Source organism: Bacillus sp. ZY-1-1, assembly GCF_003047165.1.
GTDB classification, from domain to species: Bacteria; Bacillota; Bacilli; order Bacillales; family Bacillaceae; genus Bacillus; species Bacillus velezensis.
In genome coordinates this window covers 999786-1015683 of the sequence record NZ_CP027061.1, presented here as the reverse complement: position 1 = coordinate 1015683, position 15898 = coordinate 999786, and the positions used below count along the sequence as shown (strand labels likewise).

The 15898-nt window shown below is 43.4% G+C and carries 13 protein-coding genes and 1 riboswitch; of the genes, 6 read left to right on the top strand and 7 right to left on the bottom strand.

Annotation, left to right across the window (positions count from 1 at the left end; translation table 11 throughout):
- Positions 1–217 precede the first annotated feature (217 nt).
- Entirely contained in the window at positions 218–1330 is a 1113-nt protein-coding gene (locus C5I45_RS05390) for an ArsR/SmtB family transcription factor (RefSeq protein WP_071543366.1), read from the bottom strand.
- Positions 1331–1753: 423 nt separating this feature from the next.
- Between C5I45_RS05390 and C5I45_RS05385 the strand changes: the two genes are divergently transcribed.
- The 4 genes from C5I45_RS05385 to C5I45_RS05370 all read left to right on the top strand — a co-directional run bounded on the left by C5I45_RS05385 (position 1754) and on the right by C5I45_RS05370 (position 5371).
- Complete coding sequence (locus C5I45_RS05385; protein WP_063174653.1) at positions 1754–3421, top strand: MFS transporter; 1668 nt, start codon at positions 1754–1756, stop codon at positions 3419–3421.
- 86 nt (positions 3422–3507) lie between these two features.
- Complete coding sequence (locus tag C5I45_RS05380) at positions 3508–4476, top strand: tRNA modification radical SAM protein MnmL/YtqA (protein WP_003152268.1); 969 nt, start codon at positions 3508–3510, stop codon at positions 4474–4476.
- The gene (locus tag C5I45_RS05375) at positions 4473–5054 is read left to right on the top strand and encodes a tRNA 5-(aminomethyl)-2-thiouridylate-methyltransferase MnmM (protein ID WP_025853375.1); all 582 of its coding nucleotides are present in this window, start codon (positions 4473–4475) and stop codon (positions 5052–5054) included. Before C5I45_RS05380 ends, C5I45_RS05375 begins: the two co-directional genes overlap by 4 nt.
- Before the next feature lie 122 nt (positions 5055–5176).
- A complete protein-coding gene (locus C5I45_RS05370) occupies positions 5177–5371 on the top strand; it encodes a hypothetical protein (protein WP_003152265.1) in 195 nt (64 codons plus the stop codon).
- A 17-nt stretch (positions 5372–5388) separates the two neighbouring features.
- Here the strand turns inward: C5I45_RS05370 and C5I45_RS05365 are convergent, their stop codons facing one another.
- From C5I45_RS05365 to C5I45_RS05355, 3 genes are all read right to left on the bottom strand, one after another.
- On the bottom strand, positions 5389–6198 hold the full coding sequence (locus C5I45_RS05365; protein WP_003152264.1) for a glycerophosphodiester phosphodiesterase family protein: 810 nt from the start codon (positions 6196–6198) through the stop codon (positions 5389–5391).
- A gap of 105 nt (positions 6199–6303) precedes the next feature.
- Complete coding sequence (locus C5I45_RS05360) at positions 6304–7383, bottom strand: tetraprenyl-beta-curcumene synthase family protein (protein WP_003152263.1); 1080 nt, start codon at positions 7381–7383, stop codon at positions 6304–6306.
- Positions 7384–7403: 20 nt separating this feature from the next.
- Complete coding sequence (locus C5I45_RS05355; RefSeq protein WP_003152261.1) at positions 7404–8183, bottom strand: alpha/beta hydrolase; 780 nt, start codon at positions 8181–8183, stop codon at positions 7404–7406.
- 46 nt (positions 8184–8229) lie between these two features.
- Between C5I45_RS05355 and C5I45_RS05350 the strand changes: the two genes are divergently transcribed.
- Positions 8230–8745, top strand: coding sequence for a gamma carbonic anhydrase (locus C5I45_RS05350; protein WP_025853382.1), 516 nt, complete (start codon positions 8230–8232; stop codon positions 8743–8745).
- A 175-nt stretch (positions 8746–8920) separates the two neighbouring features.
- Here the strand turns inward: C5I45_RS05350 and alaP are convergent, their stop codons facing one another.
- The 3 genes from alaP to metK form a co-directional block, all read right to left on the bottom strand.
- On the bottom strand, positions 8921–10324 hold the full coding sequence (gene alaP / locus C5I45_RS05345) for an alanine permease AlaP (protein ID WP_003152257.1): 1404 nt from the start codon (positions 10322–10324) through the stop codon (positions 8921–8923).
- A 202-nt stretch (positions 10325–10526) separates the two neighbouring features.
- Entirely contained in the window at positions 10527–12425 is a 1899-nt protein-coding gene (gene asnB, locus C5I45_RS05340; protein WP_003152255.1) for an asparagine synthase (glutamine-hydrolyzing), read from the bottom strand.
- A gap of 142 nt (positions 12426–12567) precedes the next feature.
- Positions 12568–13770: a methionine adenosyltransferase gene (gene metK / locus C5I45_RS05335; RefSeq protein WP_003152253.1), complete on the bottom strand. Its 1203-nt coding sequence runs from the start codon at positions 13768–13770 to the stop codon at positions 12568–12570.
- Between the two features lie 169 nt (positions 13771–13939).
- A riboswitch (SAM riboswitch) is annotated at positions 13940–14079 on the bottom strand.
- A gap of 197 nt (positions 14080–14276) precedes the next feature.
- On the opposite strand from metK, the gene pckA reads away from it, so the two are divergent.
- Positions 14277–15860 carry a phosphoenolpyruvate carboxykinase (ATP) gene (pckA, locus tag C5I45_RS05330; protein ID WP_107994262.1) on the top strand — a complete coding sequence of 528 codons (1584 nt, stop codon included), beginning with the start codon at positions 14277–14279 and terminating at the stop codon, positions 15858–15860.
- Positions 15861–15898 lie beyond the last annotated feature (38 nt).

The following is a 15898-nucleotide window of genomic DNA, read 5'->3' as shown; positions in this document are numbered from 1 at the left end:
CTTTATAAAAATCCTTCATTTTAAAACGATAACTTAATTCTTCTTTTATTAAAAACATCATAATTTTTCCACATCACCCACAAGATCTTCGGTTCGCTTTAAATTGTTCACCATTAAATTATCTTTTTTGTGTAAAACACCCGGGATTCATCAAATTTTTTAGATCTGTTTTTATTAGCTTTAATTATCATCCCGAAACTAACACCAACTATAAAACTTACTCATCCCCATCTAAGACTGGAACAGCTTTAAATTTTTTCAACAAACCGTTCAAAAGTGAATCGAATTTTGAAGAATTAAGATAATAGTATGTTTTATTTTGATTTCTCGTACTTTCAACTAAACCTTGCAATGTTAAAATTCTCATATGGTGTGAAATGGTTGCGTTGGTTAAATTTAGCTGTTCAGCAATCTCATTAGCATACATTTTTTTATGACTAAGTAAGATTAATATCTTGAACTTACTTTTATCCGATAAAAGCTTCAAAAAATCAATGATGTGATTAATCTCTGCTTTCTCTAATGTATTTTCAAATATTTTATCAACTTTATAACCCAGTCCAACATAAATGTTATCTTCACTTTTCGTAATAGTTGCAGTGCAAGGTAAAAGTGTTGGATATATATTAATATAATTACAAGATAAGTATTCCTTACCTTTTAACGTACTGATTATCTTTTTTGGAAAATCTATATTTATGTTTTTTAATTGATTCATCCACTCATCTCTGAATTTAATTAAATTATAAATCGCCTCGTTAAGATAACCATTCACCAACATTAATTTATTGCAAAATTGATCTACATAAGTTTTAGGAGATTTCATTACCTTAAATATGATCCACTTGTATCCGGGCTTTATATTTAGATTATTAAGTAGCTCAAATAAACTTTCCCTATCATTTAAATACTGTTGGGTAGATGTTTCGGTTTTAAGATCTCCTTGTAAATAAATTAGAGACTCTAAAATATTTTTTCTTATCTCTTCTTCTGTAACTGCAGACAAATAATCAATAATTTCAAAAAAATCTTTCGTGTAAATTTGTGGTATTTTAAAAAATGTTGTGGCTAAACAAAAAATATTTGCATTCCTAACATCTTTGTAGTCGCAAAAGCTGCCAAAATAAAAATTTAAAAACTCACTATCTAACTCTTTTATTCTTTTAAGATCATCTAATAATACAAAATATTCATTATCTAAATTCAAACCCAATTTGGTTGTATAATCTTTGAAGAATTCCTCGTGTTTTAAGAATAGAATAGAGGATATCTTGTCAAAGAATTCTGAAACACTGTCATTTATTATTAACCGCACTTTTTCACACCCCATAAAGTCTTTTTCCACAAAGGAAAACGTTGTACTATCTTCATGCCAGACATTTTACATTTTTAATATTATCAATCAAAAGGAAACTTTCAAAGAATATTCATTTCTAATTAGCACTTACCTGACTGAGCATTATCATGAGCAGTCCTAGATTTATTAGACTTGCTTCACCTCATGCTAAGTATTCTCCTCATGTCATACTCTTCAGAAATCCTTAATCATCTCAGCTAGTTTACAGGTCCATTTAAGCTCTTATTGAGTTATTTCAAGTTACAAAATTGTTGAATTATAAAAATATGATTTCGAGATAAGTAGATGAAAAAACAATTTATGAATAATATTGACACCTCTTAAGATTGCATTTATCATGTTTTTAGATATATATCGAATTTTAATTTAGATTAATATCTGATGGAGGTTGTAGTTTTGAATTTCAAAAAATTAATTATGTTATCTGCATTATTATTAGGTACATTCATTTCGGTAATGGACACCACTATAGTAAATATTGCATTACCTAAGATGCTGGATTACTTTTCGAGCAACCTTTCTCAAGTAGCTTGGGTGGCTACAGGTTATACTTTAGCTTTTGCAGTTTTATTAGTAGGTGCATCAAAGCTGGCAGACCATTTTGGAAGAAAAAAAGCTTTTATGTTTGGATTAGCACTTTTTATTTTGACATCAGTTATTGCCTGTTTGAGCACTTCAATTGAAATGCTTATCACAATTAGAGTGATTCAGGGATTATCTGCTGCTTTCATTGTGCCAGTTACAATGCCTATTGCTTTGGCCATCGTTCCTCAAAATAAAAAAGGATTGATCATTGGAATCTGGGGGGCTTTCTCAGGATTAGCAGCTACTTTAGGACCTGTACTTGGAGGATTATTAACTGAAAATTTTAATTGGCAAGCTATCTTCTTCATAAATATTCCTTTAGGCCTGATTTCTCTTTTTTTAGCAGCATTTTTTATTACTGAGAGTTATGATGAAACAGTGAGTAAAAAAATTGATTACATGGGGATTCTTATTTTATCCGGAGCTCTCTTCTGTTTAACCTTTGGCTTTGCAAAAGTATCTGATTTAGGCTGGTCATCACCATTAATTATCTCTCTTTTTGTAATCTCTGTATTATTATTCTGTTTGTTTTTCTTTATTGAATCTAAAATTAAAAACCCGATGATTCCCTTATCCATGCTGAAGATACGTACGTTTAGTTTCAGTTCTTTCACCCTCTTTATGCAGGGCCTTGGATTAACAAGCGGTACCCTTATTATTACTTTACTCCTCACGAATTTAATGGGAAAAACTGAATTAGAAGCGGGGTTAATTGTTTCTACATTAGCTCTATCATCTATGTTTACCTCTGTACTTTCTGGAAAGCTATCTGATAAACTCGGGGGCATTTGGCTTTCGGGTCTAGGTATGCTCGGTTTAACAATCACAACATATTTATATGGATACATACGATACGACAGTTCTGTAACAACGGTAGTTATTCTGTTATGTTTGACCGGCTTAGCTTTAGGGCTTGTGATAGGACCGGCAATGAGTTCAGGGATACGGCTTATTCCTCCTGAGAAAGTAGGTATTGCCTCAGGTATTCTTAATATGATGCGGACAGTTGGACAAGCGCTAGGCATTGCCATACTTACATCTGTGCTTACAATGAATATAAATGATCACACAGCTTCTGCAAAAAAAGAAGCCATAACAATTGTGGAAAACAATCAGGTTTTTGATAAAAATGCAAAAAACGAGATAATAACTCACTTAAAGCATTCAGACAGTAAAGGTTTCGATCGAAGAAAAAGTATTGCTGAATTAAACAAAAAAGAGGAAGAAATTCTTTCTATAACCCCGGATCCATATAAAGAAAAGGTACAAAAAAGTTTCAATACTCAAAAGAAGGAAGTTATCGCTATCCAGAAAAAAATTTCAAATTTATATAATGAAAAAATAAGTGACAGTTTTAATAATACATTCAAAGTAGGCAGTGTAATTCTTATTTTAGGAATTATTTTTGCATTGTTCAGTGATATTTCTCCAAAACGATTAAAACAACAACAGAAAAACCAGGTAGATATTACGCCTTGACCGTTCCATAATTGTTTCATTGTTCCGCCCCATCATTCATGCTACAATTTTAGGATGCATCTGATGTGAGGGAGGCTTTTTGAACATTGAACGAGAATAACCCTTTTCCTTATTCAAATACGGAAAAACGGTACCATACATTAAATTATCATCTGCGGGAGCATTTCGGGCATAAAGTGTTTAAAGTCGCGCTTGACGGCGGTTTTGACTGCCCGAATCGGGACGGCACGGTTGCACACGGCGGCTGCACATTCTGCAGCGCGGCGGGCTCCGGCGATTTTGCCGGCAACCGGGCCGATGACTTACTCACGCAATTTCACGATATCAAAAACCGTATGCACGAAAAGTGGAAAGACGGTAAATATATCGCATATTTCCAGGCGTTCACGAATACGCATGCCCCGGTAGAGGAGCTGCGTGAAAAATTTGAATCCGTCCTCAAGCTTGACGGCGTTGTCGGCATGTCTATCGCGACCCGTCCGGACTGCCTGCCGGACGATGTCGTGGAATATTTGGCAGAACTGAATGAGCGGACCTATTTGTGGGTTGAACTCGGGCTGCAGACCGTGCATGAACGGACCGCACTCCTGATCAACCGCGCCCATGATTTTGACTGCTATGTTGAGGGTGTCAATAAACTGAGAAAACACGGCATCCGCGTTTGTTCCCATATCATTAACGGGCTTCCGCTTGAAAACAGGGACATGATGATGGAGACGGCCAAAGCCGTCGCTGATTTGGATGTGCAAGGCATTAAAATTCACCTGCTTCACTTATTAAAAGGCACACCGATGGTGAAGCAATATGAAAAAGGAAAGCTGGAGTTCCTTTCTCAAGAAGAATATGTAAGTCTTGTATGTGATCAGCTCGAAATCATTCCCCCGGAAATGATCGTTCACCGCATTACGGGAGACGGGCCAATCGAATTAATGGTCGGGCCGATGTGGAGCGTCAATAAGTGGGAAGTACTGGGCGCCATTCAAAAAGAGCTGGAAACACGGGGAAGCTATCAAGGAAAGCTCTTCAGAAAGACCGGGGAGGAGACCGCCCTATGACCTTGATGCACATCCTCCCTTTCAGTAAAGAATTGCTGAAGTCCGCCGCACAGGAAGGTGATATCACGGTTGACGCGACGATGGGCAACGGACATGATACATATTTTCTGGCCGGCCTTGTCGGTGAGACAGGACATGTCCATGCCTTTGATATTCAAGCGGACGCACTCGCTAAAACGAAGGAGCGGCTCGGTGCCGACTTCGGCCCGCGCGTCACGCTTCACCATAAAAGCCATGATCAAATAAAGGCATCGCTGCCTGAAGATGCGCACGGTCGTGTGGCTTGCGCCGTCTTTAATCTCGGCTATCTGCCAGGCGGCGATAAAAGCATTACGACAAACGGTCACTCAACCATTTCCGCGATCGAACAGCTCCTTGAACTGCTGAAGGAGAACGGGCTGATCGTTCTCGTTGTGTACCACGGGCATCCTGAAGGCAAGACGGAAAAAAGTGCATTACTGGAATACTGCAGCAATCTTGATCAGGAAAAAGCCCGCGTGCTGAGCTACGGCTTTCTCAACCAGCAAAACGACCCGCCGTTTATTATAGCGATTGAAAAGAAATCTGCCGGCAAATAAAGAATCGGCCTGTCATAAGCGGGCCGATTCTTTTTGTATTTACTTTTCAAGAAAAATCAATTACTATGAAATAATGGAAAAAAGTTCATCTTTTAAGTGTAACATCTGGGAGGAGCGGCAATTTGAATATTCTTCGCATCATATTTTCAAGTGTTCCCTATGTGATGTTTGTCATCATTTTATCAAGACATTTAGGATTTGAGTTCGCGAAAACCTATTACTGGTGGTTTGCTGCATTTTTTGTCATCGGGCTGATCGGCAAATTCGCAATGCACCTTGCGGCAAAAAAGAAACCGTTAAAAAAAGAGACAGCGTAAAATGCGCATGTCTCTTTTTATTTACTGTTTTGCAGCACGCTGCGTGTATAAGCGGGATTGTTCGTAAAGACACCATCTGCTTTTTGTTTCAGCATAATAGGCGTCAGCGTATGCTCGTCTTCCTTATCAAAAAACACGTGCACTTTCATCTTATTGTGATGAATGCGCTTCACGACTGCTTCATTTGCCAATTTGGCGTTGATCCCGACTGTATCAGCATACGTTCTGATGGTTTGCAGCTGCTTATCATTTATCTCCTCAGCCTCGTTATCTTTTAATAATCGAACAAGAGGAACTTTTTTATTCATAGAACGAACTTTCTTTAAGCTCTTCCCGCTAAAAGACTCAATGACTGCTTTATGGCCGGAAATCAGCTTATGTTTTTGTAATATGTCAATCAGTTTCTTTTCCATCACCAGGCTGCCGTTGCTTTCTCTTGTCTCAATATAGTAATTGGCAGTTTGTCCGAATTTCTGTATGATTTCTTCTAATGTTAAAATCTTTTCTCCTTTTCCCGCATTCAGTTTCTTAATCTGAGCCAAAGACAGATCATCTGTCATCCCTTTACCATCTGTTGTCCGGTCTACCGTTTTATCGTGAATTGCAATCAGACGGCCGTCCTTCGTCTCCCGTAAGTCTATCTCAATATAATCTGCTTTGTCTTTAATCGCACGTGCATAAGACAAAGCGGTATGTTCCGGCTCAATCGCAGAAGAGCCCCTGTGCGCTATCAAGACAGGATGATAGCCGGCGGAAGCATGGGTGACGGAGCAGCCTCCGGAAATGGAAAGTAATGCTATGACCGCTAAATACTTTAATTTTTTCATAAAATTAAAGTATCATATTCTGCAGGCGCACACAATGTTTCATTCTTCACATCATAAATAAAAAACTGCGCCGTCATGATGTACACGAGAGGCGCAGTTCACCCATTACGAACTTTTCGTCCAAGCCATCTTCTGAAATTTGCGGTAGGCTCTTCCGTTGATATAAAAGAAAAATGACGTTTTTCCGCTTGCCCTGATCAGCTTTCGCGCGAGGCGGCCCATTTCTTTTTGGCCGGCGACTTTGTCATCGGATAAATAGACGCCGAGCAGCCCCCTGTTGATCAGCCGGTGAAAATTTTCATGCGGAATGCCTTGCAAATGTTCATCCGCTTTTTCAATAAAATGCTGCAGTCTCTGCATCATTTCTTCATGAGACTGATAATACGTACAGAAATTCAGATCGCCTTCAAGCAGATCTTCTTCCTGGTCAATTAAATAATCAAGCAGTATATGCAGGCCTTGTATGTACGGAAAATAACTGCTGCGGATTTTCTCAGCGGTATGTTCGTTAAAATCAGGCTGGAATGAGTAAGCAACGAGACAGAAAATGCCTAACGTCGATCCGGCGCAGGCCGAGAATTCAAACCACTCCATTTCCGGAAGCTGCGACCTGTACTGCTCAAACCAGGCTTTAAGCCTCGGAACCCGTTCATGCTCAACGACATGCTTATGAACCTGAAGATCGCAATAATAATCACACAGTTCAAGCAAATAAGGTTTAATGATACCGTAATGTTCTATTGACCCGAGCACCCGCTGGCATGTTCTGACCAGTTCATGAAGATAACCGCCGTCATCCCGCTCCTCTCTGTACTGATAGTACGGCCGCACCTCGGCACCGACCGTCAGCGCGTCACGCATGGAAAGATGAAGCATGCGGAAGTCCTCCGGATCAAGCGAGGTGCTGCGGTCGCACAGATTGTCCAGATAATCACTGATTGTCTGATACGCGATGATAAATTGCACGCATTTCTGTTTCTGCTCTCCCGAAAGCAGGGCTAAAATGCCGCCTCCTTCACAATGAAACGACTTATCGCGGATACTTGCGGCCGCCTGCTGCCGCAGTTCGGTATTTTTAATGGAATCTGATTTTTCCCGCCACATGTTCAATTCCTGATGAACGAGCGGAAAAATTTCCCGATACACTTTTGCCATAAGGTTAAAAGGATGTTCCGGTACTGTCAACATATGCACCCCCAGCGAATTCAAATATACTGATCTGTAAAGGCTTTTGCCGCCTTAAACACAGTTTCTCTTTCCGGTTCATTAAAAATTTCATGATAAAGCCCTTCCCATTCCCGGTACGATTTATTATGGGAAGCCACACCGGAAAACCATTTGCGGACCTTCATTTTATCGACGATTTTGTCATCACCGCCCTGCATAAGCAAAAGCGGCACCTTTAAAAACGCATCAGTCGGCACCATAGCGGCATCAATGGTTTTTAAAAGCTCTCTGTACCATCTTACGGATACCTTCGTGACATATAAAGAATCGTTTTGATCCGCTTCAATCATATCCGCATTCCTCGTTGCCATATCAGGTGATAAGCCGGAATCCACTCTGAGGGACGGAGCGAGGACGTTCAGTCCTTTAGACGCAAAATCAAGGACTTTATTGACTTTTATTTGCAGACCCAGACAAGGTGATGATAAAATGAGTGCCGTAATGCGGGGATTTCTCTGCTGCTTAAACCATTCTATCGCAATCAGTCCGCCCATGCTGTGGCCCAAAAGGAAAACGGGCGCTTCAAGCGTTCTCGCTTTATCAATCCATATATCTACTTCATCAATGTATTCTTGGAAAGAGCGAATATGCCCTCTGGCGCGGGTCGACGTTCCCTGACCGGGCAAATCGCCCATCACCACGTTATATCCGGAAGATCTCCACATTTCAACGAGCCATTTATAACGCCCGTGGTATTCGCTCGCCCCGTGGATAATGACAATGGTACCGACGGGCCTGTCTGCTTTCCAAGTCCACATGCAGTTCACCTCTTACATAAATTTAGAGAAAGAAGGATGAGACATGATAATCTACCCTTATAAACAATTTACGCCGGACATACATCCTGAAGCGTTCATTGCAGATAACGCCGTCATAACGGGCGACGTCGTGATCGGAGAACAATCGAGCATCTGGTTCTCGGCAGTCATCCGGGGGGATGTTGCGCCGACAAGGATCGGAAAAAGAGTCAGCATACAAGACTTGAGCTGTCTGCATCAAAGCCCGAACCGCCCGCTTCTTATTGAAGATGACGTCACGATCGGCCATCAGGTTACACTGCACAGCGCAATCATCAGAAAGAATGCTTTAATCGGTATGGGCTCCGTCATTCTTGACGGGGCGGAAATCGGAGAAGGCGCGTTTATCGGCGCCGGAAGTCTCGTTCCTCCGGGCAAAACCATTCCTCCCGGCTGTCTTGCGTTCGGCCGGCCCGCAAAGGTTATCCGCCGGCTGACAGAAGAAGACATACGGGACATGGAAAGAATCAGAACGGAATATGTTGAAAAAGGCCGATACTATAAAACAATGCAAGAGAAATAAAAAAGATCAGCTTTGTTTTACTACTGTACCATTTTTCAAAATATTATTTAAGTAAAAACCATTTGCATTCTCCCGATTGTCAGGAAACAGAAGCAAAATGTTCAGGAATTTGTTTTATTCTTCCCCCTTTTACCCGATCCTATGAAAAAAGAGCCCATTTCAGCGGGCTCTTTTTTTACGCTTTTTCGGCGAATGTCTGTCCGTTTTCCAGATCTATGTCTTTTCTTTTATGGAAACCTTTGCCGTAATAGGCGGCTAATAATATGCCGAACCAGACAGGACCGATGATGACGGCCACCCTGGTCTCTGCATCAAAAGCCATCAGCACAACGACAAAAGCCAGAAATGCCAGCGAGATATATGAGGAAAAGGGGTATAAAGGCATTTTATATTTGAGTTTTTTCCGTTCTTCCGGCTGTAAGCTTTTACGGTATTTCATTTGGGAAAGCAAAATAATCGACCATGTCCAAATTGCTCCGAACGTCGCAATGCTCGTCACCCACGTAAACACTTTCGCCGGCACCACGTAGTTCAGCAAAACGCCGATGCATAACGCACCCGCTGAAACCAATACCGCTTTTCCCGGCACACCGCCTTTTGTGACCGTACCGTATGCTTTAGGCGCTTCATTTTGCTCCGCCAGATTGAACAGCATACGCCCCGTGCTGAAGATCCCGCTGTTGCAGGAAGAAAGAGCCGCCGTCAATACGACAAAATTAATGATTCCGGCTGCAGCGGGTATTCCGATTTTTTCAAATGTCAAAACAAACGGGCTTCCGCCTGAACCGATTTCCTGCCACGGATAAATTGACATAATGACAAACAAAGCTCCGACGTAAAAAATGAGAATGCGCCAAAAAACAGTATCTATGGCCCGCGCCAGTGATTTTTCCGGATTTTTGACCTCACCGGCTGTGACACCGATCAGCTCAATCCCGAGATAAGCAAACATGACCATCTGAAGCGACAGCAGCACCCCTTTAATCCCATTCGGGAAAAAGCCGCCGTGGCTCCATAAATTGCTGATTCCGAGCGCAACGCCTCCGTTTCCGAGACCGAATACGATCATCACCAGACCGATCGCGATCATTGACAGAATCGCCAAGACTTTAATGAGCGCAAACCAGAATTCAAGCTCACCGTACGCTTTGACCGCCAGAAAGTTGACAGCCGTCATAATGACGAGTGCACAAAGCGCCCAGATCCATGACGGCACGTCAGGGAACCAGTAGCCCATATAAATGCCGACCGCGGTGATTTCCGCCATGCAGGTAACGACCCATAAAAACCAATAATTCCAGCCTGTTAAAAACCCGGCAAGCGGGCCGATATAATCTCTGGCATACCGGCTGAATGAACCGGCTACAGGCTTTTGAATCGCCATTTCCCCCAATGCCCGCATAATAAAAAACATAATCAGTCCGCTGCAGGCGTAAGCGGCTAAAATCCCCGGCCCGGCAAGCTTTATGGCAGAAGCAGACCCGAGAAACAGCCCGACTCCAATCGCGGCGCCCAACGACATAAGCGAGATATGCCGCTCTTCCAAGCCGCGGTGAAGCGTTTTTTCTTTGTTTTGCATAACTCTCCCTCCCCCTGATTTTGACAAAGAAACAACAAACCGAGACGAAATAGCCAGAAAACTTTTTCCGGAATCTACCCGATTAGTCCTATTATAACCTTTTTCTGAATATTGCGTAATACTTTGTCGAAAACAGAGCGGAATAGACGGTTTACAAAAAACAATAGAAAAAAGGCTTTCGATAACTCGAAAGCCTTTTGGATTAAACGAAAATGACTTCTTTCGGCTGATGATTCAGCTCTTCCGGCACCAGTCTTTTTTCGACATTGATGCTGTGCCAGATCATGAAGATCAGCACGGTCCAGATTTTGCGGCTGTTGTCCGCTCTGTCGGCACAATGATCTTCCAGAAGCTGAAGGACATAATCCTTTTCAATATAAGCATCTGTTTCACTTTCGCGAATGATGTTGCGAACCCATTCGTTCATTTCATTTTTCAGCCAGTGGCGGATCGGCACAGGGAAGCCGAGTTTTTTGCGGTTAAGCACATGATCAGGCACTACCCCTTCAGCAGCTTTGCGCAGAAGGTATTTCGTCGTGCCGTTTTTCGTTTTCAATTCATCCGGAATTTTTGAAGCTACGTCAAACACGACTTTATCAAGGAACGGCACGCGCAGTTCCAATGAGTTGGCCATCGTCATTTTGTCAGCCTTTAACAGGATGTCGCCGCGCATCCACGTATGGATGTCAACATACTGCATTTTATTAATGTCGCTGTATGAACGGCTTTCCGTAAAGTACGGCTTCGTGACATCACGGTATGAAAGCTCTGGATTGTAATGTTTGAGCAGCTGTTTTTTCACGGGCTCTTCAAAAATCTTCGCATTACCGATATAGCGCTCCTCAAGCGGTGTGCAGCCGCGGACTAAGAGGCTTTTCCCTCTCATTCCTTCAGGCATGACGGACGCCACATGAAGAAGCATTTTTTTCAGACCGGACGGAATGCGTTCAAACGGTTTAAGCGAAAGCGGTTCGCGGTAAATATTGTACCCGCCGAACAGCTCGTCCGCGCCTTCCCCGGATAACGCGACCGTTACATGCTTTTTCGCTTCTTTCGCGACAAAGTACAAAGGAATCGCCGCCGGATCTGCAAGCGGGTCATCAAAGTGCCAGACGATTTTCGGAAGCTCGTTCATATACTCCTCAGGAGAAATGACTTTGCTGATATTTTCAATACCGAGCGCGGCAGCCGTTTCCTTCGCTACGTCAACCTCACTGAAGCCCTGCTGCTCAAAACCGACGGAAAATGTTTTAAGGCTCGGGTGAAATTCTTTCGCAACTGAAACGATAAAAGAAGAGTCGATACCGCCGGATAGAAACGAACCGACAGGAACGTCACTTCTCATGTGAACTTTGACAGAGTCAAAGATTGCGTCTCTGACTTCTTTCACCAATTTATCTTCATCAGACTGAACAGGCTTGAAGTTCGCTTTGAAATATGTTTTAAACGCGATGTCGCCTTCCGGGCGGATCGTAAACTGGCTGCCCGGCTCGACTTTTTTCACTTCAGCGTCAAGCGTGCTCGGTTCAGGAACGAATTGGAAAGACATATATTGCTGTAAAGAAGCTGTATCAAGATCAATACCGTTTTGAGCGGCCATTAAACTCTTTCTTTCAGATGCAAAATATACTTTGTCCCCGATGGTTGTGTAATACAGCGGTTTAATTCCGAACGGGTCTCTCGCGCCGTACATGACGCGGTCAGCTTTGTTCCAGATTAAAAACGCAAACATTCCGCGAAGCTTTGAAGCGGCTTCTTCTTTATAATGACGGTATGTCGCAAGGAGCACTTCGGTATCGGAATCTGTATTGAAAGTGTAGCCTTTCGCTTCAAGCTCTTCTCTCAATTCAATGTAGTTATAGATTTCGCCGTTAAAAATGATCCAATATTTTTCGTCTTCATATGATAAAGGCTGTCCGCCGTTTTCTACGTCAATAATACTGAGCCGTCTGAAGCCGAATCCGACGTGCTCGTCATGATAATACCCATCGCTGTCAGGACCGCGGTGAACGATCATTTGGTTCATTTGTTTGATTAGCTCTTCTTGATCTGCGGTTTGAGTTAATGGATGCTTATTAAAAACACCGACAAATCCACACATAGTATAGCCTCCATAAGTGTAATTTTCTAATTGGACCCCCTTTTTATAGACGCTTTGTTACGCCATTGGTTTCACGCTATGTAAAAAATAAGCATGGCAGCATCTACAAAAAGGGAAAGCCGCTTAGTAAGCGGCTATAAAATTATTCTCCTAGTGCTTCTTTGCGAAGCGCATCCGCCTTGTCAGTACGCTCCCAAGGAAGATCCACATCATGACGTCCGAAGTGGCCGTAAGCAGCTGTCTGCTTATAGATCGGGCGGCGCAGATCAAGCATTTTAATAATGCCGGCAGGTCTCAGGTCGAAGTTATTCCGTACGACTTCGATCAGTTTTTCTTCAGAAGCTTTTCCTGTATCAAATGTATTGATGGAAATAGAAACAGGCTGTGCCACGCCGATTGCGTATGCAAGCTGCACTTCACAAGAATCAGCAAGACCTGCTGCCACGATGTTTTTCGCTACGTATCTCGCAGCGTATGCCGCAGAACGGTCTACCTTCGTCGCATCCTTACCGGAGAATGCGCCGCCGCCGTGGCGTGCATATCCGCCGTATGTGTCGACGATGATTTTACGGCCGGTCAGACCCGCATCACCTTGAGGTCCGCCGATTACGAAACGTCCCGTAGGGTTGATGAAGTATTTTGTTTCTTCATCGATCAGTTCCTCAGGCACGACAGGGTTAATGACATGCTCTTTCAGATTGCGCTGAATCTGCTCAAGCGTAATTTCCGGGTGGTGCTGAGTTGAGATGACGATCGCGTCGATGCGGACCGGCTTGTTGTTTTCATCATATTCAACGGTAACTTGCGTTTTGCCGTCAGGGCGAAGGTACGGAAGAATGTCTTCTTTGCGGACTTCGCTCAAACGGCGGGCTAGTTTATGCGCCAAAGAGATCGGAAGCGGCATAAGCTCTTTCGTTTCGTTACACGCATAACCGAACATCAGGCCTTGGTCTCCCGCTCCGATTGCTTCGATTTCAGCATCGCTCATTGTGCCTTCACGCGCTTCAAGTGCCTGATCGACACCCATTGCGATATCCGCAGACTGTTCGTCAATTGATGTTAAAACAGCGCAAGTCTCCGCATCAAATCCGTATTTGGCGCGTGTGTAGCCGATTTCTTTAATCGTTTCACGGACTGTTTTCGGAATGTCAACGTAGGTTGACGTAGTAATCTCTCCGCTTACCAGCACAAGTCCTGTCGTTACAGATGTTTCGCAGGCCACGCGCGCGTTCGGGTCATTTTTTAAAATCTCATCTAAGATACTGTCAGAAATTTGGTCACAGATTTTGTCCGGATGACCCTCAGTAACAGATTCAGATGTAAATAGTCGACGGTTTTTACTCATTCACTTTTCCTCCTGAAAAAAGATCTCTTGCAAGACCTTCTCATATGATACGGAACTCGCTCCCTCTTAATACAATGTCATACTATATCAGAGAATGTTAATTGGCATATTTTATGAAATAAAAAAACCTTTTCCACTCGAGGAAAGGGTTTGGTCTGTGTGCCTTTCACTCTTATCGCTCAAGGAAAATATTAAACCTTGCATCAGGTTAGCACCTTGGTTTCCCACAGTGTTTTCACCTGCTTTTTTACAGAGAAACCGGTTGCTGGGCTTCATCGGGCCTGTCCCTCCGCCAGCTCGGGATAAGAGTATCCGCTCAATGAAATATCTTATCGTAAAAGGGCGGAAAGTGTCAATATGAATTAAAGCGATTGCGCGCCTTTATTTCGGGAAGCAATGGAAAAACACAAACAAAAAACCGTAAATAGTATAGACTATTTTCAGATATATGTTATACTAATTCCACATTCAGCGAAATACAAATAAACCGGCAAAGGAAGGTTTTTATGAAATTAGTTGATTTAACCGCAGATCTTCAAGCATTACTTGCAAGTCCGAATGTGCATCATAATTTATCGGCTCCAAAACTTACCGAAAAAGTGATCAGCCGAAATGAAGGAACGCTGACATCAACGGGCGCCGTACGCGCCACCACCGGCGCATATACAGGCCGGTCACCTAAAGATAAATTTATCGTCCGTGAACAAAGCACAGAAAATCAAGTTGATTGGGGCGCGGTGAATCAGCCCATTTCTGAAGAGGCGTTTGAAAAGCTGTACGCCAAAGTCGTCAGCTACTTAAAACAGCGGGATGAACTGTTTGTGTTTGAAGGATTCGCGGGAGCGGATGAAAAATACAGACTGCCGATTACGGTCGTAAATGAATTTGCGTGGCACAATTTATTCGCGCGCCAGCTGTTTATCAGACCGGAAACGGATGAAAGAGACCCGCAAGCGCAGCCTTTCACCATTCTCTCAGCTCCGCACTTTAAGGCAGACCCGGAGACGGACGGGACGCATTCGGAAACATTTATCATTGTCTCTTTCGAAAAGCGCGTCATTTTAATCGGCGGTACCGAATACGCCGGAGAAATGAAAAAATCAATATTCTCCATTATGAACTTCCTGCTTCCGCAGCAGGATATACTGCCGATGCACTGCTCAGCCAACGTCGGTGAAAAAGGCGATGTCGCCCTGTTTTTCGGCCTTTCCGGCACAGGGAAAACGACGCTTTCAGCCGATGCGGACCGCAAACTGATCGGAGATGACGAGCACGGCTGGTCAGATTCCGGCGTTTTCAACATTGAAGGCGGATGTTACGCTAAATGTATCAATCTGAGCGAGGAAAAAGAACCGCAGATTTTTCGTGCGATCCGCTTCGGGTCTGTTCTTGAGAATGTCGTGCTTGATGAAAAAACGGGTGAAGCGGATTACGACAATTCCTTCTACACGGAAAACACAAGAGCCGCATATCCGATTGAGATGATCGGCAATATCGTGCAGCCGAGCATTGCCGGCCATCCGCAGGCGATCGTCTTTCTAACGGCGGACGCATTCGGCGTGCTTCCTCCGATCAGCAAACTGACGAAGGAACAGGCGATGTATCACTTCTTAAGCGGATACACCAGTAAACTCGCGGGAACCGAACGCGGCGTGACATCTCCGCAAACGACTTTCTCGACGTGCTTCGGTTCACCGTTCCTTCCGCTTCCGGCGCATGTATATGCCGAAATGCTCGGGCATAAAATCGACGAACACGGCGTTCAAGTCTTCCTGGTCAACACAGGCTGGACCGGCGGAGGGTACGGAGTCGGAGAACGGATGAAACTTTCGTATACAAGAGCGATGGTCAAGGCCGCTATTGACGGCAGACTGAACCAGACTGACATGACGGCAGACAGCATTTTCGGCCTGCACAGTCCCGTTCATGTTCCGGGCGTGCCGGATGAAGTTCTTCAGCCTGAAAACACATGGAGCGATAAACAAGCATACAACGAAAAAGCGCTGTTTTTAGCCAATGAGTTTAAAGAAAACTTTAAAAAGTTTTCCCATGCAGACTCGATTGCCAAAACCGGCGGACCTCTCGTGTAATCAAAAAAGCCAAGGGCGTTTATGCCCTCGGCTTTTAT

Bases quoted from the DNA above. Each gene is read 5' to 3' on its own strand.
- C5I45_RS05390 (WP_071543366.1), bottom strand. From the start codon at position 1,330: ATGGGGTGTGAAAAAGTGCGGTTAATAATAAATGACAGTGTTTCAGAA.
- C5I45_RS05375 (WP_025853375.1), top strand. From the start codon at position 4,473: ATGACCTTGATGCACATCCTCCCTTTCAGTAAAGAATTGCTGAAGTCC.
- C5I45_RS05365 (WP_003152264.1), bottom strand. From the start codon at position 6,198: ATGAAAAAATTAAAGTATTTAGCGGTCATAGCATTACTTTCCATTTCC.
- C5I45_RS05355 (WP_003152261.1), bottom strand. From the start codon at position 8,183: ATGTGGACTTGGAAAGCAGACAGGCCCGTCGGTACCATTGTCATTATC.
- alaP (WP_003152257.1), bottom strand. From the start codon at position 10,324: ATGCAAAACAAAGAAAAAACGCTTCACCGCGGCTTGGAAGAGCGGCAT.
- asnB (WP_003152255.1), bottom strand. From the start codon at position 12,425: ATGTGTGGATTTGTCGGTGTTTTTAATAAGCATCCATTAACTCAAACC.
- metK (WP_003152253.1), bottom strand. From the start codon at position 13,770: ATGAGTAAAAACCGTCGACTATTTACATCTGAATCTGTTACTGAGGGT.
- pckA (WP_107994262.1), top strand. From the start codon at position 14,277: ATGAAATTAGTTGATTTAACCGCAGATCTTCAAGCATTACTTGCAAGT.